The sequence below is a fragment of the Micromonospora sp. NPDC023633 genome (assembly GCF_040640035.1).
Classification (GTDB): Bacteria; Actinomycetota; Actinomycetes; order Mycobacteriales; family Micromonosporaceae; genus Micromonospora.
The window spans coordinates 1-22,800 of record NZ_JBFABB010000111.1; the positions used below are offsets into that span (position 1 = coordinate 1).

Consider the following 22,800-nt stretch of genomic DNA (forward strand, 5'->3'; position numbering starts at 1 on the left):
GTACTGCACTCGGGAGGGTGTGGGAGAGTAGGACACCGCCGGACAATCTTTCAGTTCAGGGTCACCCCTTCGGGGTGGCCCTGAACTGCGTTACGGACCTTTCCCGAAGACCCGATCCACGACGAAGGCGGGCGGCACGACGAAGCCGGAGCCGCCGGCGTGCCGACCGGCAGGGATCTTCGACGACGACGCACCGGACACTGTGGGAGAGCCGCCATGCAGACCGTCGTGGAACCTCTGCGGGCCCGGCCCCGGCCCGACGACCAGCTGGACCGGTTGTTCGCCGACGGCTGGCCGGCCTTCATCGGCGCCGACCGGGAGGCGAGCCGTCACCTCGGACGCGTGCGGGAGGTGTTCGCCGACCTGGAGCTGGTGCTGCTCGACGGCGACGACGAGCTGGTCGCCGCAGGATGGGGCGTGCCGATCCGCTGGGACGGCGATCCGGCGCACCTGCCCGAGGGCTACACCGACTCGCTCCGGCACGCGATCACCGGCCACGACCACGGCGACACCCCCGACACCCTGGTGGTGATGGCCGCCCAGGTCCGCCCCGACCTACGCGGCCGGGGACTGGCCGGTGACCTGATCACGGCCCTGCGATCGCTGGCCGGTGAGCGCGGCTGGTCGCGCGTGGTCGCCCCGGTACGACCCACGCTCAAGGCCCGCTACCCCCTGACCCCGATCGAGCGGTTCGCCACCTGGACCCGCGAGGACGGCGCGCCGCTCGATCCCTGGGTCCGTACCCACTGGCGGCTCGGCGCCCGACTGGTCGCCACGGCGCCCCGGTCGCAGACGATGACGGGCACCGTCGCCGAGTGGCAGCAGTGGACGGGCCTGGCCTTCCCCGACAGCGGCGACTACGTCATCCCCGACGGGCTGGCCCCGTTGCGCATCGACCGCGACCTCGACCAGGGCACCTACACCGAACCCAACCTGTGGTTCCGCCACCGGTAGCGCAGGCGTAGGGGCGGATCGGCGCCCACGGGCGGCGCGTGCCGGGCCGCGGCGTCGACGGTCGGGCGCGGTACGCGTACGACAGGAGGAAGCCCCGCCGGCGACGTGGCCGGCGGGGCTTCTCCGAGCGGGAGTCGGGCGGCCGTCAGGACGGCTCGGGACCACAGATGAAGCGCGGCTCCGCGGAGTAGCGCCAGGTGAACTTCTCCCGCTTCACGACCTTGCCGTCCTTCTTGAACACGCGGAAGGCGTCCTGGGTGAACCCCTGGCTGCCGCTCGCCGGGATGCAGGTCGGGCCGGGCTTCAGGTAGACGGTCTCCGGGTGGGTGATGTTGCGGCGCGGGCTGTACTCGGTCTTCACGCTGTCCCAGATCTTCGTGCTCCAGATCGACACGGTGATCGAACTCGACGTGTAGGAGGTGTCGATCAGGACGCCGTGCTCGGTGTTGTTGCGGAACTTGAAGTCCAGGTCCGGCCAGAAGATGGTCGACTCGATGACCGCCGGGTACCGGCTGAACCAGTACGAGTGCGGCTTGTGCTCGACGTCCTCCAGCCCGGCGTAGTACGTCGCGTTGAACAGCGTGGTGGTGAACTGCGAGGTGCCGCCGCCCACCCCCGGGACCAGCTTGCCGTCGAGGATGACCGGGGCGTCCCGGTAGCCCTGGGCGTAGCCGCGCTCGCCGGTGTGCCCGTTGAGCGAGAACGTCTCGCCGGGCAGCACCACCGTGCCGTCGACGTCCTTCGCGATCGTGACGATGTTCTGGCTGCGCGGCGAGGAGAGCCCACCGGTGAAGTGCGTGGTGAAGGTGGAGACCCGCTCCTTGATGCCCAACCCGGCCAGCTTCGCGGCGGTCAGCTCCGGCTCCGCCGGCTTCAGCTCGCCGGTGACCTTCCGCTCGTCCGCCTTCGGCAGGACGGCGAGCAGGTCGCGGCCGAGGGCCTCGCTGTCGAGCTGCTGCCCGGGCTTGCCGTCGACGACCTTCGGCTTGCCGCCGGAGATGGTCATCCGCGCGTCCCTCGGCGGCACCTCGATCGCGGCCAGGTCGTCGCCGAGCGCGGCGCGCAGCCGCTTCACGTCGACCTGGGGGGTCAGCTTCCCAGCCTTGTCGGCGGTGAACCGGAGGCTCCGCGCGATCGCCTTCGGCGGGATCTGCACCGAGCCCTTGCCGGTGGTCAGCGTGACCGGGGCCGCGACGGCCGGCTTCGCCAGCTCGGCGACCAGCCGGTCCACCTCCTCGGCGGTGGTCGCCGGGTGCGTCTCGACCAGCGGCACGGTCACCGGCTGGCCGCTGAGCCAACCCTCCCGCACCACCTGCGCGGAGCGGTCCGGATCCAGCGCGAGGCTCGGCTTCGGGTGCACCGCCTTCGGCGTGGTGCCCTTCCAGGTGATCGCCGGCATGGTCATCTTCCGGCCCTGGTCGCCGACGACCTTCTCGAGGGCGGCGTCGAGCCGGGCCGCGTCCACGGTCACCACCGGCTGCACCGCCCGGGACCCCACGAGCCGGTCGACCGCGTGCGCCTCGGCCTCGGCCGCCGCCGCCACGGTGGCGTCGACGTCGACCGCCAGGCCGACGGCGGCCGGGTCGATCGTGGCGGTCCGCTCGCCGACGCGTACCGACAGCGGGGCGTTGAGGGTGGCGGCGCGGCGTTCGAGCTCCGCCCGCAGCTTCCGGGCGGCGTCCGCGCGGCTCCGGCCGCCGAGCTCCGCGCCGAGCACCGTCGTCCCGCGCGGCACGTCACCGGCGTACGCGTAGGCGCCCGCCCCGGCCACGGAGGCCAGCACCGCCGTGGCGACCCCGGCGGCCAGCAGCAGGCGGACCCGGCGGGACCGGGAGCCGGCCGGCCTGCCCGCCGGCGCGACCGGCTCCGGCTCGTCACCGGGCCAGGTCACGGCCGTGACCTGCACGGTGGGCCGTTCGTCGGCGGGTGGAGTCTTCTCGCCGTACAGCGTCACGGTCACCTCGATCGGACGTACCACAACGGGGGAGCGCGCCTCCGCCCGGAAGACACCTACGGTAACTGGCGCCCGGGCGGGGCGGCAGCCAGCGCCCACCCGTCACACCACGGCGTGTCGCCCGGCGTGTCGGGGGACACCGGGCCCGCCGTCGGCCGGGGCGGCGGGCATGGCACGGTTGGGGCATGGGAACGGACGAGGCGGTCCTGGCGTACGGGGGCGGTTGGCTGGACCGGGCGGGGGAACTGCGTACCGACCCGGAACGGATCGCCGCGCTGCTGGCGGACCCGGCGAGCACCCTGCTGCCGCTGTGGCGGGACCGCTGCCTGGTCGCCGGGGACGTGCCGGTGCGGCTGAGCGGGGAACGGGCGGCCAGGGCGCTCGCCGTCGCCGACGAGACCGTCTTCCTCGGCATGGACGAGGGCTCGGCCGTCTTCGCCGTGGACCTCTCCGGGCTGCCCGAGGCCACCGCCGTCGAGGTGGCGGGGGCGGGCGCCGCCCTCGACGTCCGGGCGCTGGTCGGCCGGCTCGACCCGGCCGGGGCGGCGGTCCAGGCGTACGCGCGGGGGCTGCTGCACTGGCACCGGCAGCAGCGCTTCTGCGGCACGTGCGGGGCGTCGACCGTCGCCCGGGGCGGCGGACACGTCCGGTCGTGTGCGGGGGCGGAGTGTGGCCGGCTCCTCTTTCCCCGGATCGAACCGGCGGTCATCGTGCTGGTCGAGGCGCCCGGCGCCCCCGACCGCTGCCTGCTGGCCCGGCACGCGGGCGCGCCCGAGGGGGCGTACTCGACGCTCGCCGGCTTCGTCGAGGTGGGCGAGAGCCTGGAGGACGCCGTCCGACGGGAGATGGCGGAGGAGGCCGGGGTGACGGTGACCGACCTCGCGTACGTGGGCTCGCAGGCGTGGCCGTTCCCGGCCGGCCTGATGGTCGGCTTCCGGGCGACCGCCGCGTCCGAGCAGGTGCGGGTGGACGGCGAGGAGCTGCTGGAGGCGCGCTGGTTCACCCGGGACGAGCTGCGCGAGCGGGCGGCCGCCGGACGGCCGCTGGGCCGCGCCGACTCGATCGACCACCACCTGCTGCGCTCCTGGCTCGCCGCTGGGGCCTGACCGGGCCAGCTCCTCCGGCGCGACGCGGCCGCCGCCGGTTTCTCAGCGGACGAGCACGGCGACCGGCGCGGACGGCGTACCGGTGTCGACGCCGTTGGTGGCGGCGACCCGGAACTCGTAGCGGTGCCCGCGGACCAGCAGCACGGCGGTGAAGTCCGTCCCGCTGACCGGCACCGGGTCCGTCCGCCACTGCCCGCCGGCCGTGACGTCCCGGAGCTGGACGCGGTAGGCGAGGCCCGGCCCCGCCGAACGCCAGGTCAGCCGGGCCTCGCCGTTGCCGCCCGCCGTCGCCGCCAGCCCGCCCGGCGTGGGCAGCCGCGGGACGGCCCGGACGGGCCTGCTCTGCCGACCGGCACCGGCCTGGTTGGCCGCGGCGACCGTGAACTCGTACTCGTGGCCGTTGCGCAGCTGGCGGATGGTGGCCTCGGTGCCCTGCACGGGCACCTCCTCCTCGGTGAACTCCCGCTCCCCGGCGGTGAGGTCGCGCCGATAGACGCGGTGCCACCCGCCGGGATTGGCCGACCGCCAGGTCAGCTCCACCTCGGAAGTTCCGACCTTCGTCACCCGCAGGCCGGTCGGCACCACCTGCGGCGCGGTGAAGCGCGCCCGGGCCCGCACCGGCGGGGAGAGCGGACCCTCCCGGTCGCGGTCCACCGCGCTGACGGCGAACTCGTACTCGTGGCCGTGCTCCAGGTAGCGGGCGAGGTGGCTCGGCCGGATCTCGAGTGCGGGCGAGCCGAGGCGGCTCCGGCCCGCCGTCACGTCGCGCCGGTAGACCCGGTAGGAGATGCCGGGCCCCAGGTTGGCCCAGCCGAGCCGGAGGTTGCCGTCCGGCTGGGCCTGGACGGTCAGCCGGGCCGGCGCGGCTGGCGGGCTGACCGAGGCGGTGGCCCGGACGGGCGCCGAGGGCGGGCTGTCCCCGCCGCCGCCGACCGCGACGACGGTGAACTCGTACGTCCGGGCGTGCCACAGCGAGCTGACGGTCGCGCTAGTGCCGGTGAACGTGCCGACGAGGGCCGGTTCCCGCTGCCCCGCCGTGACGTCGCGCCGGTAGAGCCGGAACAACTGGACGAACGGCACCGGCTCCCAGCGCACCGCGACGTCCCCGGTGCGGCCGGCCTCGGCCCGCAGCCCGCCCGGCGGCGGTGGCGGCGGCACGGTGGCGGTCATCCCCGCCACGGCCGACGGGGGGCCCTCGCCCCGACTCCCGACGGCGGTCACCCGGAACTCGTACTGGTGCCCGTTGACCAGGAAGTCGGCCGAGGAGCGGGGCTCGGCGGTCGGCTCGCCGATCCGGACGAAGTGGGTCTGCCCGGCGGTCACGTTCCGGCGGTGCACCAGGTAGCGCAGCTCGTCGTCGGTCGGGACGGGACGCCACCGCAGCTCGGCGTTGCCCGCGCCCCGCGCCTCGGCCGTGAGCGCCGCCGGCGCCGGCGGCACGTCGGCCCGGTCCGGCCGGGTGCGGGGCCAGTCGACCTCGACGAAGCGCGGCCGGTAGAGGCCGGCGTCGGCGTACGTCACCGCGTCGTCGACGTTGTTGACGTTGTAGGAGATGAGCAGCTTGCCCGGACGCGCCAGGTCGGGGTGCAGGTCGGCGTCGTAGACGAGGTGCCCGGCGTCGGTCTCGGGTGCGCGGTGCAGGTAGTCCGGCCCGTCGAACGGACCCGTCGGCCCGTCGGCCGAGTAGGCCACCAGGTCGGCGCTGAACACCAGGTTGTTCTCGTGGGTCACGAGCACGTACCGGTCGCCGACCCGCTGCACCCCGTACGTCGTGCCGACCCCGCTGAGGATGCGGGCGGAGCGGTCCGCCGCGGGCGTCCAGCCGCTGCCCGTCCAGAACTCCCACGGGCCCTGCAGGTCGTCCCCGGCGACCCGGGCGACGTGCGCGAACTTCGTCTCGCCGCTCGCCTCGGTGCCGTAGATCAGGGTGTGTCCGCCATCGCGGAGCAGGGTGGAGCCCCACGAGATGCGCTCCCCCAGCGGCAGCGGCCGGACCGCGGTGGGCGTCAGGCCGGGCAGTGCGAAGGTCGCCAGCGAGGTGCCCAGCAGGACGTGGTCCAGCGGGCCGTCGCCCGTGCGGCGGTAGCGGTTGACCAGCACCTGGAGGGTCCCGCCCACGACCTGGGCGTCGCCGATCCAGTGGAACTGGTCGGCTGCCGGCGGCGGCACCAGCGAGGCGGGGTCGTCGGCGGTGCCGCCGTGCACCGTCTCGCGCAGCTCGTCGCCCTGCTGCACCACGGCGGAGTTGTTGATGAACGACGCCGTGCGGGGGCGGGAGCCGTCCGGGCCGACGGGGCCGAGGAAGGTGTCGGAGAAGAGCCAGAGGAGCCGGCCGTCGGGGAGCCGGACCGAGGCCGTCCGGTCGGCGCCGTTCCACCGGCCGGAGGTGTCGCCGTAGCGCTCGAAGAGGGCGGTGAGCCGGTCGGCCGACATGCCGCCCTCGGCCCGCGCCCGGCCCGGGACGCCGGCCGTCAGGGTGAGCACCAGTGCGGTGGCGTACAACACGAGCAGCCAGCGGGCGTGCCCGCGGGCCTTTCCTGGTCCGGATCCGGTCGTGGCCGTGCTGACGCTCACCAGAAACCCCCGTCTCCTGGTTATCCGTCCCGCACTGTGACATGTCCTCCCGCTGGGGTGGTAGTGGCCGTACGGGTGCGTTTTGACCTGCTGTCCCGTTCGTGGGCGATTGTCAGGAGTCCCGTGACCACCGCGGTGATCGCAGCCGTCGCCAGGGCGGCCCCGGCGATCCCGGCGACGGTCCGCGGCACGACGGTCGCGACGGCGGCCACGAAGATCACCGTGGACGTCCACAGGGGAGCGGCGGGCCACCGGGCCGACGCCGCGACCCGGGCGTTGACCAGGATGAACACGACCGCGTACAGGGCGCCGGTGGCGGCGAAGAGCGGGGCGTAGCGGCCGGCTGCGGCGTAGGCGGGGCCGCCGGCCAGGCGGAAGGCCAGCCCGCCGGCGAGCGCCGAGCCGAGCACCAGCGCCGCCCCCGCGCCGCCGACCAGGGCCAGCGCGGTGACCAGGGCCCGCCGGTCCCCCCTGGCCAGCCGGGGCAGCGCGATCACGGTCACCACCTGCGGCGCCCACAGGGCCCCCTTGGTCAGCACGGTGCCGACGGCGTAGGTGCCGGAGACGTCCGGCGGCAGGAAGCGGCGGGCGAGCAGGAGGTCCGCGTAGGAGACGACCAGCATCGCCAGGGTGGCGCCGCTGGCGGTGAGCACGGTCCGGGTGGCGAGGGAGGGTACGGCCGGGTCGATGCCGGCCCCCCGGTTGAGGCGTACCAGCAGGGCGAGCACCAGGACCGAGGTGAGCGCGCCGGCCAGCAGCGACCCGGTGAGCCCGCCGTTGAGCGAGAGCCCGGCCACCATGCCCCCGTAGCGGCCGGCGCCGAGCAGCGCCATGCCGCCGGCGAGGCGCAGGAAGCGCTGGTCGCCCTGCAACTCGCCGAGCCAGCGGCCGGCCGCCACGACCGCCACGGTGAGCACGCCGAGCAGCAGCACCGCCGGGGCGGTCAGCCGGAGCTGGACGGCGGCCACCGGCAGCGTCAGGGCGAGCAGCGCGGCGGTGACGAGGACCGTGAGCAGGGTCGGTCGGGCGGTGGCGGCGCGACCATGCCGCGCCCGGTGCACGGCGACCGCGATCTGGAGCCCGGTGCTGGCCACACCGCCGATCGCACCCAGCGCCAGGAGCGTGGCGAGCGCGCTCAGCTCCGCCGGATCGAGGTGCCGCGCGCCGAGGACGGGCACCACGTAGGCCAGCCCGTTGACGAACACCCCGGCCAGCGTCACCGCGACGCCGGCGGTGCCGAGACCGGTCGCCCGGCCGGGCCTCTCCGCATCCGTTCCCATCAACCGTCCCGTGTCGCCGGCACTCCCGGGTGTGCGACGGGCGCGCGTACAGTGGCGCCACGCCGGTGCCACGCCCGGTCAGCGTAGTGAGGAGGTCAACCCTGCGGGAGAGGTCGATGCTCGTCGGGCTCGGGCTGGCCGTCACCCTGCTGGTGCTGGCTCCGCTGGCGGCACCCGGATACGTGCTCAGCTACGACATGGTCTTCGTGCCGCACCAGCCGTGGCGCGCCGAACTCGTCGCCCCGTCCGACTCGCTGCCGCGGGCGGTGCCGTTGGACGCCCTGGTGTCGCTGGCGAGCCAGGCGGCGCCCGGGTGGCTGGTGCAGCGGCTGGCCCTGGTCGCCGTGCTGCTGCTCGCCACCGTCGGCGCCGGGTTGCTGGTGCCGGCCCGGCATCCGGTCACCCGGCTGGTGGCCGCCGTCGGGTACGCGTGGACGCCCTACCTGGCGGAGCGGCTGCTGATCGGGCACTGGGGTCTGCTCCTGGCGTACGCGGCGCTGCCCTGGCTGGTGCTGGCGGCGATCCGGCTGCGGACCGGTGCCCGGCGGGCGCTGCCGCTGCTGGTGCTGGCCGCCGCCCTCGCCGCGGTGACCCCGACCGGTGGGCTCATCGCCCTGGCGAGCACCGTCGTGCTGGTGCCGCGGCGGGGCGGGGGCCGGGTCGGCGCGACCGCGGTGGCGGTGGTCCTGCTGCTGAACGCGCCCTGGCTGGTGGCGGCGGCCCTGACCCGGGCGGACGCCCGGACCGACCCCGACGGGGTGGCGGCCTTCGCGGCGCGGGCGGAGAACTGGAGCGGGGCGCTCGGCGCCCTGGCCGGCACCGGCGGGATCTGGAACGCACAGACGACGCCGGCGAGCCGGTCGTCCCCGCTGGCGCCGGTGGCCACCGCCGTCGTGCTGGCCCTGGCGGTCCTCGGCTACCGGACGCTGCGCCGCCGCTGGCCGGACGGGTTCGTCGACCGGCTCGCCGTGCTGGCGGCCGGCGGTTTCCTGCTTGCCGCCCTGGGCGTGCTGCCCGGCCTGGGCGCGTCGCTGGAGTGGCTGGTGGCCACGGTGCCGGGAGCCGGGGTGCTGCGCGACGGGCAGAAGTTCCTCGTCCCGTACGCCCTGCTGGTCGCCGTGGGGTTCGCGCTCGGCGCGGAACGGCTGGCCGGGGCGGCGGGCCGGGCCGGGCGGGCCGGCGCGGGCGCGGTGCTGGCCGGGGCGGTGGTGCTGCCGGTGGTGGTGCTGCCGGACCTGGCGTTCGGCGCGGCCGGCCGGCTGCGGCCGGTGGCCTATCCGGCGGACTGGGACGCCGTCGCCGCCCGCCTCGACGGCCAGCCGGGCGAGGTGCTCTCGTTGCCGCTGGGCTCCTACCGGGCCTATCCCTGGAACGGCGGCCGGACGGCGCTCGACCCGCTGCCCCGCTACGTCGACGCCGACGTCCTCGTCGACGACACGCTCTGGGTGGGCACGAGCGAGGTGAGCGGGGAGAACCCGCGCGTCGCGCACGTGCGGCGGGTGCTCGACGCCGACGCCCCGGTGCGGGACACCGGGGTGCGCTGGGTGGTGGTGCAACGGGTGGCCGGCGGGCAGCGGATGGACCCGGCGGCGTTGGTCGGGCTGCGCGAGGTCTACGCCGGCGAGGACCTGACCCTGTACGAGAACCCGGCCGCGCGCGGCGCCGGTGCGCAGTGAGCTGTCGGCTCCCGCCGCCGGGCCGGTATCGATCGTCCTCGCGGCCCTCCCCACCGACGCTACTTGGTGGTAACGTCCCGCGCACGCAGCTCACGAGGAGGAAGTCAGCACCATGCGCAGTGCTCTCTCGTTGGTTCTCGCCGGGGTGATCGCGGTCGCTCTCGGCGTCTTCGGGTCGGTGGCGCTGGCCACCACCCTCACCGGCACCTCGTCGTCCGAGGCCGCCAAGGCCGAGCAGGCCGCGCGGACCAGCTCGGACGGCGGTGGCGGCGGCGCCAACAAGCCGCTGGTCTACGGCACGAGGTAGGACGGCTCCACCGGCTCCAATTGCTCCGCCGGCACCACAGCCCGAGCGTTCGCGGCCCTCGTCACGAGGGCCGCGAATTTTTCGCCCGAGACCGGCCAGGTGAAGCGGGCCGCGTGCGCCCGCGCCGCCGTGCCCATCGCGGTGCGCCGGCCGTCGTCGGTCAGCAGCAGCCGCACCTTGGCGACGAAGTCGTCGACGTCGTCGGCGAGCAGGCCGGTCTCGCCGTCGACGAGCGCCTCCTCGACCCCGCCGGCGCCGCGGAACGCCACCGTAGGCGTGCCGACCGCCCCGGCCTCCACGATGGTCAGCCCCCAGCCCTCCTTGAGCGACGGGGTGAGCGCGACCCAGGCGCTGGCCAGCAGCTCCCGCTTCTCGGCGTCGCTGACGAAGCCGGTGAAGCGGACCCGGTCGGTGACGCCCAGCTCCTCGGCGAGCTGGCGCAGCTGCGGCTCCCACCAGCCCTGGCCGGCGACCACGAGGGTGAGCCCGGGCAGCTCGCCGGTGAGCCCGGCGACCGCGTGCAGGGCCAGCTCGACCTGCTTGTGCGGCACCAGCCGGCCGAGCACCACCAGGGACGGGTGCGGGGTGCGCGGGACCGGCCCGACGGTCATGTCGGGCGTGCCGTTGTGCACGATGGCGACCCGGGACGGGTCGATGCCGAGGGTGGCCAGCTCCTGCCGGGTGGCCGCGGAGACGGTCACGTACTGGCAGCGGCGGTAGACGCGCGGGGCGAGCCAGGACTCGACCCACCAGCCGAAGCCGGCCAGCCAGCGGCCCAGCACCACCGGCCACTGCTCGCGGTGCACGTGGTGCACCAGCGCGATCACCGGGCGGCCGGCGTACAGGGCGGACAGGAAGGGCAGGCCGTTGCCGACGTCCACGATCACGTCGGGGCGACCGCCCCGCCCCCGGGTCAGCGGCCCGAGGCCCAACGCGCCGGCCAGGTAGACGAGCGCGGCGCGCAGGTAGACGGTGTGCCGACCGCCGCGCCGCAGCACCCGTACGCCGGCGGCGGTGACCTCCTCGGCGGGACCGGCGGAGTGGGTGGCGCAGAGCAGCGTGGCGCGGTGACCCCGGCGCACGAGTTCGCTGGCGATCCGCTCGACGTACACCTCCGAACCGCCGCCCTCCGGGTTCCGGGTGTCGCGCCAGTTGAGGAAAAGTACGTGCCGGGTGGCGGCAGGCGGTGCTTCCACACTTACTCCTACTGCCGAGTAGTCTTCGCGTCGCGTCACACTATGGGCTTCGTCACGCCCCCCGCAATGCCCGATCGGAGGCGAAATGCAGCAGGCGCCGGCCCGCCCGGAGCTGACCGACCGACCGGACGCCACATCGAGAAGGGTGTGGCGTCTGCGCTTGGTCGCGGTCTGTCTCGGTTTGTCGGCCCTGGCGTTCCTCCAGGATCCGGGCATGATCGCCATCGACACGAAGGTGGACCTGGCGGTCGATCCAGCCGGATGGCTGAGCCGCGCCCTGCACGTCTGGGACCCGGACGGCACCTTCGGCCAGCTTCAGAATCAGGCGTACGGCTACCTCTGGCCGATGGGCCCGTTCTTCCTGCTCGGCGAGGTGCTCGACATCCCGGCCTGGGCGGTGCAGCGGCTCTGGTGGGCGCTGCTGATGACGGTGGCCTGCACCGGCGTGGTCCGGCTGGCCGAGCGGCTGCACATCGGCACGCCGGCCGCCCGCCTGCTCGCCGGGGTGGCCTTCGCGCTCTCCCCCCGGCTGGTGACCGAGCTGGGCCCGATCTCGGTGGAGGCGTGGCCGAGCGCCCTCGCCCCCTGGGTGCTGGTGCCCCTGGTCGGGCTGGCCCGGGGCGGCTCCGTACGCCGGGCGGTGGCCCTGTCCGCGCTGGTGGTGGCGTGTGCCGGCGGCGTCAACGCGACGGCGGTGCTGGCCGTCGTGCCGCTGGCCGGTCTCTGGCTGGTCGGCCTGCACCCGTTCCGGCTGCGGATCAGGGCGCTGGTCGCCTGGGGGCTGGCGGTGGGCGCGGCGACCGCCTGGTGGCTGGTGCCCCTGCTGCTGCTGGGCCGGTACAGCCCGCCGTTCCTCGACTACATCGAGACGGCGCCGGTCACCACCGGGCCCACCGACATGACCACCGTGCTGCGCGGCGCCTCGCACTGGCACGCGTACCTCAACGGCGCGTACGGGCCGCCCTGGTCTGCCGGCTGGCGGCTGGCCACCGAGCGGCCGCTCGTGGTCGCCACCCTGGTGGTCGCCGGCCTCGGCCTCGCCGGCCTGGCCCGGCGCGGAATGCCGCACCGGCGTTTCCTGGTCACCGGCCTGCTGGTCGGGCTGGCCCTGGTCGGGCTCGGTCACGTCGGCGCGGTCGACGGGTTCGGCGCCCAGACGCAGCGGGACTTCCTCGACGCGGCCGGCGCGCCGCTGCGCAACGTGCACAAGTTCGACGTGGTGCTGCGGCTGCCGCTCATCCTCGGGCTCGCCCACCTGGTCGGGCTGGTGGCACGGGCGGCGCGTGCGGCCGACCGGCCCGATGTGGACCCGGGCCTGCCCCGCCTGCTCCAGCCGGTGCGGCTGCGCGCCACGCTGGTGACCGGCACCGCCCTCGTCGCGGTCGCCGGGGTGGCCGCGCCGGCACTGGCGGCCGGGCTGCCCGCCCAGGGCAGCTTCCGGGAGGTGCCCGGCTACTGGCACCAGGCGACCTCCTGGCTGGACCGCAACCTCGGCGACGACCGGGTGCTGGTGGTGCCCGCCGCCCGCTTCCCCCGCTACCTGTGGGGCAGCCCGAGCGACGAGGTCACCCAGCCCCTGCTGGAGAGCCCCTGGGCGGTGCGCAGCTCGGTGCCGCTCACCCCGCCGGGCACGATCCGGCTGCTCGACGCCGTCGAGTCGGCGCTGGCCAACGGGGAGGGTTCGGCCGGGCTGGCCGACCTGCTCGCCCGCTCCGGCGTGCGGTACCTGCTGCTCCGCTCCGACCTCGACTACGGCCGCTCGGGGGCCACCCAGCCGGTGGTGGTCCGGCAGGCGCTGCAACGCTCGCCCGGCATCCGTCCGGTGCGGGCCTTCGGGCCGGAGGTCGGCGGCGGCCAGCTGCCCGGCAACTTCGTCGACCACGGGCTGGACGTGAAGGTCCGGGCCCTGGAGGTGTACGAGGTCGCGCAGCCGGTCAGCCCCGTCGTCGCGTACGACGCGAAGGGCCTGACCACCGTGGTGGGTGGGCCGGAGTCGCTGCTCCAGATCGCGGCGGCCGGCCGGCTCTCCGACGCCCCGACGGTGCTCGCCGGGGATCGGCCGGCGGGGCTGGCCGACGGCCCGGTGGTGCTCACCGACGGGATGCGCCGGCGCGAGGTCGCGTTCGGGCAGCCGCACGACAACGCCTCGGCGACCCTGACGTCCGCCGACGAGGCGAGGCTCGGCGCGCCCGCCCGGGACTACCTGCCGTCGTGGGGCGAGGACCAGGCCACCACCGTGCGCTACCTGGGCATCGAGTCGGTCACCGCGTCGAGTTCCTGGTCCGACGCCCAGCCGCTGGTCGGTGGCCGGCCGGCGCACCAGCCGTACGCGGCGCTCGACGGCAGCCTCGCCACCGCCTGGCGCTCGGCGCCCGGGACGGTCACCACCGGGCAGTGGCTCCAGGTGGAGCTGACCGAGCCGCAGGTGGTCCGCGAGGTGGGGCTCACCTTCGACACCGGCGCCGACTCCCTGCCCACGAGGATCACCGTCAGCGCCGGCAACCAGCAGGCGGTGGTGGAGAACCCGGGCCAGAGCGTGCAGGTCACCGTGCCCGCCGGCTACCCGACCCGCCGGGTGCGCGTCTCCATCGACCAGGTCTTCGACATCCGGGCCGGCTTCGGCGGCGTCGGCATCGCCGAGATCACCATCCCGGGTGTGCGGGCCGAGCGGACCCTGGCCGTGCCGGCGCCGCCGGCCACCGCCGCCCCGGCCGCCGTGGTGCTCACGGCCGCCGCCGGCGCCTCGCCCTGCGTCTTCGACGAGGGCCGGCCGATCTGCGACGGCGGGCTGGTCCGGGAGTCCGAGGACGGCGACCGGATCGACCGGACGCTGAGCCTGCCGGTCGCCGCCGGCTACGACGTGGCGCTGCGGGTACGCCCCCGTGCGGGCGGCGCGCTGAACGCGCTGCTCGACGGCGGGGGCGCGGCGGCCGTCACGCGCGGTGTCAGCCCGGTGGTCGCCGCCTCCAGCGTCGGCGTCTCCCACCCCGCGGCCCGGCCGGGCGCGGTGGTCGACGGCGATCCGGCGACGACCTGGTACGCCGCCAGCTCCGACCGGCAGCCGTGGCTGCGCCTGACCTGGCCGAAGACCCGCCAGATCGCCGGGCTGAAGGTGACCCTGCCACCCACGGCGGCGGCGGCCCGCCCGTGGCAGGCCACCGTGATCGGGGACGGCGGCATGCGCGGCGGCGTCTTCGACGAGGGCGGCAGCCTGGTCTTCGACCGGCCGCTGACGACCGACGAGATCACCGTGCTGATCTCCGACGTGGTGCCGGCCAACACCTTCGACCCGTACCGGCGGTTGTCGCAGAGCCTGCCGGTCGGGGTGGGCGAGCTGATCGTGTTGCCCGACGGCCCGGTGCCCCGCAACGATCCGGCGGCCCGCGTCACGCTCCCCTGCGGCACCGGGCCCACCGTCGAGGTCGGCGACGCCTCGCGCCGCACGGCCCTGGTGGCCAGCCGGCGGGAGCTGGTGGAGCTGCGCGAGGTGGACGCGGTGCTCTGCGGCGCCGGCGCGAAGGATCCGCTGCCCCTGGCCGGCGGTGAGGTGCGGGTGGTGGCGAAGGCCAGCCGGCTGGCGACGCCGACCCAGCTCGTCCTCACCCCGGACGCCGTGGTCCCGGGGACCGCCGACGGCAGCGCGGCCGGCCCGGCGGGCGTCGCCGGCTCGGCGGTAGCGGCGGACGTCGTGCGGACCCCGGTCCGGGTGGACGGCTGGTCGGCCACCAGGCGGTCGCTGCACCTGGGCGGGTACCCGGGTCAGCGGGTGCTGGCCCTGCGGGAGAACGCGAACGCCGGATGGGAGGCCACCGCCGGCGGCGAGCGGCTCACCCCGTTCGTGGTGGACGGCTGGCAGCAGGGCTGGCTGGTGCCGGCCGGGTTCTCCGGTGAGGTGCGGCTGCGGTTCGCCCCGGACGACGGGTACGTCCTGGCGCTGGGCGCCGGCGCGATCCTGCTGGGCGGGGTCGCGGTGGCCGCACTGCTGCCGAGCCGGGGCGTCCCGGCGGCGGCGGTGGGGCCGGCGCGTCGCCGCCGGCACCGGCTGCTCGCCCTGGTGTTCGGCGGGGCGGCGCTGCTGCTGGTCGGGGGCCTGGCCGCGGTCGCGGTCGTGCTGCTCGCGGCGGCCGGCGTGGTGGCCGGTCACGCGCTGGAGCCGCGCCTGCCCGCGCCGGACCGGCGCGGGCTGCGCCGGGTGTACGGGTTGGTCGGGCGCTGGCTGCCAGTGGCCTGCTTCGGGCTGGCCGGCTGGTACGCGGTGACCCGGGGCGGGCACACCGACGCGGCGCCTCAGCTGGCGGCGGTCGCCGCCGCGACGGTGCTCTGGGTCTCGCTCGTGCTCCCGCGGCGGCGCGGCCAGGGGCCGTTCCAGCGTTGGAAGGGACGCTCGACGGCGTAGTAGCTGATCGCGGCGAGGACCAGCCCACCGGCGACGGTGATCAGGAAGATCTCGCCCGTGTCACCGGTGAAGTTCGGTCGGTCGCCGACGACGTAGACCCCCTCCAGCACGAACGGGTGCCAGAGGAACAGCCCGTAGGACACCCGACCGAGCCACCGGCCGACGACGCCGCCGAGGACGGCCTTGGTGCGGGTGGCCGGCCCGAACGCCACCGGCAGCACCACCATCACCGCCACCAGGGCGTACAGCGCCATCTTCAGCCCGAACTGGGCGGCGGTGGGTTCGGCCAGGTCGCGGGGCCCGACGATGGGCGTGGTGGCGACGGCCAGCGCGGCCAGCGCGACCGACCAGCAGGCGAGCGGCGCGGCGCCGAGGTCGTCCAGCCACCGCCAGCGGTCACCGGTGCCGGTGCGCAGCGACACGTGGACGGTGGCCAGCGCCATGCCGGCGCCGAACCAGCCGGCGTACGAGGGCAGCCACATGGTGTGCAGGCCCAGGTCGAGCAGGCCGAATCCCATCAGGGCCACCCAGCCGGCGGTGATCGCCAGCGCCGCCGCGACGATGAGGACGGTGGACCGGCCGGGACGCCAGCGCCGCCGGAGCAGCAGCACGGCGAGCAGCGGCAGCAGCAGGTAGAAGGCCGCCTCGGTGGCCAGGCTCCAGGTCTGGCTCAGGCCGTGACGCAACTGCCGGGGCTCGTAGATCTGGGCCAACGTCAGGTGTCGCCACCAGTCGCCGGCGGCCGTCGGCTGGTTCTGCGGCAGCACCAGCAGGCAGACCACCACGGTCAGCCAGTACGCGGGCAGGATGCGGGTCGCCCGGCGCCACAGGTAGCGCCGGGCGGAGGGGCGCCGCTGCCCGGTGGCGGACGAGTGGGCGTACGGGCGGAAGAGCAGGAAGCCGGAGAGCACGAAGAAGACGGCGACGCCCACGTCGAGGCGGGACAGCCAGCTGCCCAGCCCCGAGTCGCCGGTGTTCGCACCGGTGGCGAACCCGACGTGGTGCCCGACGACGGCCAGCGCGCCGATCACCCGTACGGCGTCCAGCGCGGGCAGTCGGCGGAGGTCGTGATCCGGAGTTGGGGCAGACATCAACCGTCCAGAGGGTCGCGTGAATATGTAACCCGGGAGTAACCTGCGGCCAAGTTTAGGGACAGGACCGCTCGCCGGACACCGGCTGACTGTCTTTGTTGGGAGGATCAGTGAAGGCTCGTCTGGGCGCCGTGCTGTTCGGGACAGGCGTCTTGTGTCTTGTGCTCGCCGCGGGGGCGGCGTTCTTCGTGGCACCGACGGTGACGAAACTGCCGTACGACCTGAAGCTGTGCAACGCGGAGAACAAGCCGGAGGGTTGCCTGAAGCCGAGCGTCGCGGTGGCGGAGAACGCCAAGTTCCTGCAGCTCAAGAAGGATGCCCCGCCGACGGTGCAGACCGGAACGCTGCAGGCCACCACCGAGGTGGCGCCGCAGGCGGGCACCACCGAGTCGGAGATGACCGGCGACCGGGAGGGCAAGGCGGTCGTCTGGGGCGCGTACGGCACGGTGAAGTGGATCCAGACCGGCGAGGTGATCAGCCAGTACTCCGCGGAGCTGGCCCTGGACCGGCGGACCGCCGCGGCGGTCGGCTGGGACAAGCAGTTCCTCCAGGCCGACGGCCCGGAGGGGCCGAGCGAGGTCACCTTCGGCGGGCAGACCTACAAGTTCCCGTTCCACACCGAGCGCAAGGACTACGAGTACTTCGATCGTGACCTGCGCAAGGCGCTGCCGATCCGGTTCGACGGCACCGAGAAGATCAACGGCACCGAGGCGTACCGGTTCCGGCAGGTCATCGAGGAGACCGACCTGGGCATGCCGGCCGAGCGGGTCGGTGGCCTGCTCGGGGCGTTCGCGCCGGGCGCGACCAGCGGCAAGGTGATGTACGGCAACACCCGCACCATCTGGGTCGAGCCGGTCAGCGGCAACCTGGTCAAGGTGCGGGAGCAGCAGAAGAAGACGCTGGTGCCGGACCAGGGCGCGCCCACCGCGCTGCTGGACGCCGACTTCGTCTACACCGACGAGACCATCGCGAACAGCGTCGAGTCGGCCGGCAAGAACCGGGACAAGCTGCTGCTGATCGGGCGGACCATCCCGCTCGTGCTGACGGTCGTCGGCGCGCTGGCGCTGCTCGTCGGGCTCTGGCTGGTGCTGGCCGGACGCCGGGCCACCGCCGCCGCGCGGCACCGTGCCGCCGGCGGGGACGCCACCACGGCGCCCGCGCCGCGGGCGTCGTCCGAGCAGGTCACCACCGGGGCGCCGGCGCACGACGGCGAAGCCGGAGACCGGTAGCCGACCGTCGGGCGGCGTTCCTGGTGTGTGGGCGCCGATCACCGACAACCATGTGACAGGCCGTCACCGTCGCTCCCGTACGCGGGGCGACGGTGGCGGCCTGTCACGCAGGCGGGGGGCGGCCGGCCGGCCTCGTTGTTACTGAACCGTGATCTGTCCCGCTCCTCGTCACTCACGGTCGCCGCCGGGCGACGATGTGCTCGGTTTGCGGGAAAATCATCGATAGATACCGATAATTTCGGGGATCCTCCTCGCGAAGCTCGGCTACCGAGCGTCATGGCGGTCGCCGTAGCCGGCGGCGCGGCTCTTGTGGCCTGCGCCTTCAGCGGAGCATCATCGGGCACGTTCATTACTCGTCGGTAACCGTGGCGGCTCAAGTGCGGGCCCGACCCCGTCCCCTCTGGTCCCGGCAGGAGGCGTACGTGACGACCGTCGATCCGCAGTCCGACCGGCGCGGCCGGTGCCGCGCGGCGTGGCACGGCTTGCACCGCCGGCGGCGGGTGCGGCCGTTCCGGGGCGGCTCGCTGACCGCGCTGGCCGATCCCCGGCCGTACGTCGCGCTGCTCGGCCTCTTCGCCGCCGTGGCGCTCGCCGGGCCCGGCCCGACGCCGGTGCACGGTGCGGCGCTGCCGATTCCCGCCTGCCCGACCACGGCTCCGGGCCAGGGCGGAACGCGGCCGGCGCCGAGCGGAACGCCCCTGGCGCCCACCGGCATGCCGAGTGCGACGCCGGCCCCGAGCGCCCCCGGCCCGTCCCCGTCGGCGGGCGGCGGGACCGTCGTCCTGGACGGCCTTCTCGGTGGCGGCCGGGACGACGCGGCTTCCCGCGCGACGCCGTCGGCCACCCCGACCGCCCACCCCACGGCCGCTCCGACCCCCCGCTCCACGGCCACGGCCGCTCCGACCGCCCGCCCCACGGCCACCCCGAGCGTCCGACCCACGGCCACGGCCACGGGTCGGCCGGCGGCTCCCGGCCCGTCGTGCGCGCCGGCCAGCCCGACGCCGAGCCGGCCCGGGCCGGTGGTGACGGGCGGGCCGCTGCCGCGGATCGACCCCGATCCGGGGCAGCCGGTGGTGGCGCCGGTCCCGTCGCTGCTCACCGGTTCGCAGGTGACCATGACCGGGCTGCGGTTCGAGGGCGTCGTCGACCTGCCGACCGCCGACGGCAGCCTGCGGGCGTTGAAGTTCACCATGGACCGGGCGGTCACCGACGACTTCCTGCTCCGCTCGCCGGGGCCGGACGGCACGACGATGCGGTTCGCCACGGACCGGCTGACGGTGCGGGGGGACGTCGCCTTCTGCGCCACCCGGTTCGTCGGGCGGCTGCTCGGCGTCAAGATCACGCTGACCCCGGACCTGCCTCTTCCCGACGGCCTGCCGATCACGTCACCGGTGCCGATCACCTTCACCGACCCGGCCATGGAACTGGCGTTCGTCCGCAGCGACGCGCTGACCGCCCAGCCGGCGCTGAAGCTCACCCTCTCCTGACCTCACTGCGCACCACCACCCGGTGCGGGGCCGGTGTCCCTCCGGCCCCGCACCGCCGACCTCAGAGGCGGGTGAGCGCCTTGCGCAACGGGTCGAGCCCCAGCGAGCCGAGGTCGAGCGCCTGGCGGTGGAACTCCTTGAGGTCGAAGTCGGCGCCCTTGCGGGCCTTCGCCTCGTCACGGGCCTGGAGCCAGATCCGCTCGCCCACCTTGTAGGAGGGCGCCTGCCCCGGCCAGCCGAGGTAGCGGTTCAGCTCGAAGCGCAGGTTCTCGTCCGGCACCCGGCAGTGCGCCCGCATGAACTCCCAGCCCAGCTCCGGGGTCCAGCGCTCGCCCGGGTGGAAGCCGAACGGGTTGTCCTTCGGGATCTCCAGCTCCAGGTGCATGCCGATGTCGACGATCACCCGGGCGGCCCGGAACGCCTGGCCGTCCAGCATGCCGAGCTTGTCGCCCGGGTCCTCCAGGTAGCCCAGCTCGTCCATCAGCCGCTCCGCGTAGAGCGCCCAGCCCTCGCCGTGCCCGGAGACCCAGCAGAGCAGCCGCTGCCAGCGGTTGAGCAGCTCGGCCCGCACGGCGGTCTGGGCGACCTGGAGGTGGTGACCCGGCACGCCCTCGTGGAAGACGGTGGTCACCTCGCGCCAGGTGGAGAAGTCGGTGACGCCCTGCGGCACCGCCCACCACATCCGTCCGGGGCGGGAGAAGTCCTCGCTCGGGCCGGTGTAGTAGATCGCGCCGTCGCTCGTCGGGGCGAGGCAGCACTCGATGTGGCGTACCTGCTCCGGGATGTCGAAGTGGGTGCCGTGCAGGTCGCCGATGGCCTTGTCGGCGAGCGCCTGCATCCAGTCCCGGAACGCCTCCTTGCCCCGGATCGTCCGGGCCGGGTCGGCGTCCAGCGCCTCGACCGCCTCGTCGATGGTGGCGCCGGGGCCGACGATCCGGCCGGCCACCGTCCGCATGTCGGCCTCCAGCCGGGCCAGCTCCTCGAACCCCCAGGCGTACGTCTCGTCGAGGTCGATCTTCGCCCCGAGGAAGTACTGCGAGGCCAACTCGTAGCGCTCGCGGCCCGCCGCCTGCTTCTCCCGGCCGAGCGGGGCCAGCTCGGTGCGGAGGAACTGGCCGAACTCGGCCGTCGCCGCGGTCGCCGCCGCCGCGCCCCGCCGCAGCTCGGCGCCGAGGGTGCCGTCGGCGCCCAGCCGCTCGACCAGCCCGTGGAAGAAGTTGTCGCCGTCCGGGTCGACCCAGATGTCGCACTGCTTGGCGACCTCGACCAGTTGGACCCGCGCGCTGACGTGGCCGGCGGCGGCCGCCTCGCGCAGCGTCGCCTTGTAGCCCTCCAGGGTGCCCGCGAAGCGGTTGAGCCGGGCGGCCACGTTGGCCTTGGCGTCGTCGCCCTCGGTCGGCATCAGGTCGAAGACCATGCGGACCTCGTGCAGACCGCTGGAGATCACGTTGACCTCGCTGCTCGCCTCGCCGGCGTCGTAGCGGGCGAGGTCGAGGCCGAGTCGCTCCTGCATGGCCTCCTTGGCGGTCCGCTCCGCCTCCGACTCCGGCTCGGTCACGTCCAGGTCGGCCAGCGTCCGCCGGGTCAGCTCCGCCCGGGCCGTGTAACCGTCGGGCGACAGGTCGTCGAGCTGGTCGTCGTGGCCGGCGATGCCGACGTAGGTGGCACCGATCGGGCTCAGCGGCGCCCACTCGGCGACGTACCGGTTCGCGAGGTCATCGATTCGTCCCACGCTGCGACCCTACGTGAGAGCACCGCCGGGTTGTCGAACGCGTGCTGCGTGTTCAGGGCAGCAGGTCGGCGGGTTCGAAGTCGATCGGGAACGGCAGGTCGGCCGAAAGTCGCCGACCGCCGACCGCCCTGGCGACGGTGTCGTAACCGCCGAGCTTGCCGAGGGTGAAGAGCTCCGCCTGGGCATGCCCCAGCCGGCGGGAGAGTTCGACCCGCAGGAAGTACGGCACCCGCCCCTCCGCGCACCGCATCGGCTTGTCGACGAAGTCCTGCCGGCGGCTGCCGGGCGAGACGAACTCCACCGCCATCGTGCAGAGGTGGGCCGGGATCCACCGGTCCTCCTCGTCGGTCTTCGGCAGCGCGTGCAGGACGGTGACGTCGGGCTGGATCCAGCGCCGCGGCGAGAAGGTCAGGTTCACCTGCCCGAACACGTAGAACCCGTGGGTCTCCGCGGCGGGTGACAGAATGCGGGCGAGCTTTATCTCGCCGTAGCTGTTCGTGCCGACCTCGGCGGGCGTCATGACCAACCTCCCGTCGATGCACTCGTAGCGCGCATCGGGTAGCCCCGGCAACGGGAGGTATCGGTCGGCGAACTGGGTCGTCCACATGCCGTCGAGGTCGACGAGCGGGTCGAAACGCATCGGCATCGCCACGGCGTGCACCTCCTCAGGGTGGTCAACGCGCCACCAGCGTAGGCGGTTTCTGTGGTGGTCGACACGGCGTGGAAGAAGTCGCGGGACATCGTCGTACGGCTGCGGCAGAGTGTCAGGGGTGACAGTGGATTCCACTCCTGACCGGGCGGCGTTGCGGAGCTGGCTGCCCGGGTTCCTGGCGCTGGCCGCGATCTGGGGCTCCAGCTTCCTGTTCATCAAGATCGGCATCGGGGAACTGCATCCGCTGCACCTCACCCTCTACCGGGTCGGCGCCGGCGCGCTGACACTGCTGCTGGTGCTCGCCGTGCTCCGCGACCGGCTGCCCGCCGAGCCCCGGGTCTGGGCGCACCTGACCGTGGTCGCCGCGTTCGGCGTCGCCGTGCCGTTCACCCTCTTCGGCTACGGCGAGCAGCGCGTCGAGTCGATGCTCGCGGGCATCTGGAACGCCACCACCCCCCTCATCGTGCTGCCGCTGGCCGTGCTGGTCTTCCGCACCGAGCGGCTGACCGTACGCCGGGCGGTCGGGATGGCGCTGGGCTTCGCCGGGGTGCTGGTGGTGCTCGGCGTCTGGCAGGGGGTGGGCGGGGCGCACTTCACCGGGCAGCTGATGTGCCTGGGCGCGGCCGCCTGCTACGGCGTCGCCATCCCGTACCAGAAGAAGTTCGTCGCGGGCAGCGCGCACTCCGGGCTCTCGCTCTCGGCGGCACAGCTGCTGATCGCGACCGCCCAGCTCGCGGTCGTCGCGCCGCTGGTGGCGGGGGCGCCGCCGGCGCCGACCGGCCTCTCGGCCGAGGTGCTCGCCAGCGTGCTCGCGCTCGGCGCGCTCGGCACCGGCCTCGCCTTCGTCATCAACCTGCGCAACATCCGGGTCGCCGGGGCGAGCACCGCCTCCACCGTCACCTATCTGATCCCGGTGTTCGCGGTGCTCATCGGCGCCCTGGCCCTCGACGAGCAGCTCACCTGGCACCAGCCGGTGGGCGCGCTCGTCGTGCTGCTCGGCGTCGCCGTCTCGCAGGGCCTGATCGGCCGCCGCCGGCCCGGGCCCGCCGGCGTCACCGAGCCGTCCGTGCCCGACGCCGCCGTGCCGGCCGCCGCAGCCAACGTGCCGGCGGCCGCCGCCGAGCCGGCCGATGCCGCGACCGAGCCGGTCGCCGCCATGCAGCAAG

13 protein-coding genes and 2 pseudogenes are annotated in these 22,800 nt (G+C 74.8%); 8 read left to right on the forward strand and 7 right to left on the reverse strand.

Annotated elements, in window-relative coordinates; translation table 11 throughout:
- The first annotated feature begins 216 nt into the window (after positions 1–216).
- Complete coding sequence (locus tag AB0G13_RS27070; protein WP_357879862.1) at positions 217–954, forward strand: GNAT family N-acetyltransferase; 738 nt, start codon at positions 217–219, stop codon at positions 952–954.
- A gap of 145 nt (positions 955–1,099) precedes the next feature.
- On the opposite strand, the gene AB0G13_RS27075 is transcribed toward AB0G13_RS27070, so the two are convergent.
- Entirely contained in the window at positions 1,100–2,914 is a 1,815-nt protein-coding gene (locus AB0G13_RS27075) for a VanW family protein (RefSeq protein WP_357879865.1), read from the reverse strand.
- Between the two features lie 179 nt (positions 2,915–3,093).
- Here AB0G13_RS27075 and nudC point away from each other — a divergent pair, with 179 nt between their 5' ends.
- Positions 3,094–4,014 (forward strand): NAD(+) diphosphatase, encoded by a 921-nt coding sequence (gene nudC / locus AB0G13_RS27080; protein WP_357879868.1) that lies wholly within the window; start codon positions 3,094–3,096, stop codon positions 4,012–4,014.
- Between the two features lie 42 nt (positions 4,015–4,056).
- On the opposite strand, the gene AB0G13_RS27085 is transcribed toward nudC, so the two are convergent.
- Together AB0G13_RS27085 and AB0G13_RS27090 are read right to left on the reverse strand one after the other, a co-directional pair.
- Positions 4,057–6,588, reverse strand: coding sequence for a DUF5005 domain-containing protein (locus AB0G13_RS27085; protein WP_357879871.1), 2,532 nt, complete (start codon positions 6,586–6,588; stop codon positions 4,057–4,059).
- 20 nt (positions 6,589–6,608) lie between these two features.
- The gene (locus AB0G13_RS27090) at positions 6,609–7,868 is read right to left on the reverse strand and encodes a polysaccharide biosynthesis protein (RefSeq protein WP_357879874.1); all 1,260 of its coding nucleotides are present in this window, start codon (positions 7,866–7,868) and stop codon (positions 6,609–6,611) included.
- 116 nt (positions 7,869–7,984) lie between these two features.
- Between AB0G13_RS27090 and AB0G13_RS27095 the strand changes: the two are divergent.
- Positions 7,985–9,517, forward strand: a pseudogene (locus AB0G13_RS27095) (hypothetical protein); the annotation flags it as partial.
- Positions 9,518–9,656: 139 nt separating this feature from the next.
- On the forward strand, positions 9,657–9,851 hold the full coding sequence (locus AB0G13_RS27100; RefSeq protein ID WP_132238409.1) for a hypothetical protein: 195 nt from the start codon (positions 9,657–9,659) through the stop codon (positions 9,849–9,851).
- On the opposite strand, the gene AB0G13_RS27105 is transcribed toward AB0G13_RS27100, so the two are convergent.
- A complete protein-coding gene (locus tag AB0G13_RS27105) occupies positions 9,836–11,047 on the reverse strand; it encodes a glycosyltransferase family 4 protein (RefSeq protein ID WP_357879878.1) in 1,212 nt (403 codons plus the stop codon). The genes AB0G13_RS27100 and AB0G13_RS27105 overlap by 16 nt on opposite strands.
- A gap of 85 nt (positions 11,048–11,132) precedes the next feature.
- Here AB0G13_RS27105 and AB0G13_RS27110 point away from each other — a divergent pair, with 85 nt between their 5' ends.
- Positions 11,133–15,443: an alpha-(1->3)-arabinofuranosyltransferase gene (locus AB0G13_RS27110; RefSeq protein ID WP_357879881.1), complete on the forward strand. Its 4,311-nt coding sequence runs from the start codon at positions 11,133–11,135 to the stop codon at positions 15,441–15,443.
- Here AB0G13_RS27110 and AB0G13_RS27115 read toward each other — a convergent pair.
- A complete protein-coding gene (locus tag AB0G13_RS27115) occupies positions 15,335–16,534 on the reverse strand; it encodes an acyltransferase (RefSeq protein ID WP_357879884.1) in 1,200 nt (399 codons plus the stop codon). The genes AB0G13_RS27110 and AB0G13_RS27115 overlap by 109 nt on opposite strands.
- 110 nt (positions 16,535–16,644) lie before the next feature.
- On the opposite strand from AB0G13_RS27115, the gene AB0G13_RS27120 reads away from it, so the two are divergent.
- A complete protein-coding gene (locus AB0G13_RS27120) occupies positions 16,645–17,763 on the forward strand; it encodes a DUF3068 domain-containing protein (RefSeq protein WP_357879887.1) in 1,119 nt (372 codons plus the stop codon).
- Positions 17,764–18,596: 833 nt separating this feature from the next.
- Positions 18,597–19,250, forward strand: a pseudogene (locus tag AB0G13_RS27125) (hypothetical protein); the annotation flags it as partial.
- Between the two features lie 61 nt (positions 19,251–19,311).
- Here the strand turns inward: AB0G13_RS27125 and AB0G13_RS27130 are convergent.
- Both AB0G13_RS27130 and AB0G13_RS27135 read right to left on the reverse strand, forming a co-directional pair.
- Positions 19,312–20,982 (reverse strand): DUF885 domain-containing protein, encoded by a 1,671-nt coding sequence (locus AB0G13_RS27130; protein WP_357879890.1) that lies wholly within the window; start codon positions 20,980–20,982, stop codon positions 19,312–19,314.
- A gap of 52 nt (positions 20,983–21,034) precedes the next feature.
- Positions 21,035–21,628, reverse strand: a complete 594-nt coding sequence (locus AB0G13_RS27135) for a Uma2 family endonuclease (protein WP_357879896.1) — start codon at positions 21,626–21,628, stop codon at positions 21,035–21,037.
- A 124-nt stretch (positions 21,629–21,752) separates the two neighbouring features.
- Between AB0G13_RS27135 and AB0G13_RS27140 the strand changes: the two genes are divergently transcribed.
- Positions 21,753–22,800: DMT family transporter (locus tag AB0G13_RS27140; RefSeq protein ID WP_357879893.1), on the forward strand; the 1,048-nt coding region annotated here is incomplete at its 3' end.

Excerpts from the sequence above, each read along its gene's own strand:
- AB0G13_RS27070 (WP_357879862.1), top strand. The coding sequence starts at position 217 with ATGCAGACCGTCGTGGAACCTCTGCGGGCCCGGCCCCGGCCCGACGAC.
- nudC (WP_357879868.1), top strand. The coding sequence starts at position 3,094 with ATGGGAACGGACGAGGCGGTCCTGGCGTACGGGGGCGGTTGGCTGGAC.
- AB0G13_RS27090 (WP_357879874.1), bottom strand. The coding sequence starts at position 7,868 with ATGGGAACGGATGCGGAGAGGCCCGGCCGGGCGACCGGTCTCGGCACC.
- AB0G13_RS27100 (WP_132238409.1), top strand. The coding sequence starts at position 9,657 with ATGCGCAGTGCTCTCTCGTTGGTTCTCGCCGGGGTGATCGCGGTCGCT.
- AB0G13_RS27110 (WP_357879881.1), top strand. The coding sequence starts at position 11,133 with ATGCAGCAGGCGCCGGCCCGCCCGGAGCTGACCGACCGACCGGACGCC.
- AB0G13_RS27115 (WP_357879884.1), bottom strand. The coding sequence starts at position 16,534 with ATGTCTGCCCCAACTCCGGATCACGACCTCCGCCGACTGCCCGCGCTG.
- AB0G13_RS27135 (WP_357879896.1), bottom strand. The coding sequence starts at position 21,628 with ATGCCGATGCGTTTCGACCCGCTCGTCGACCTCGACGGCATGTGGACG.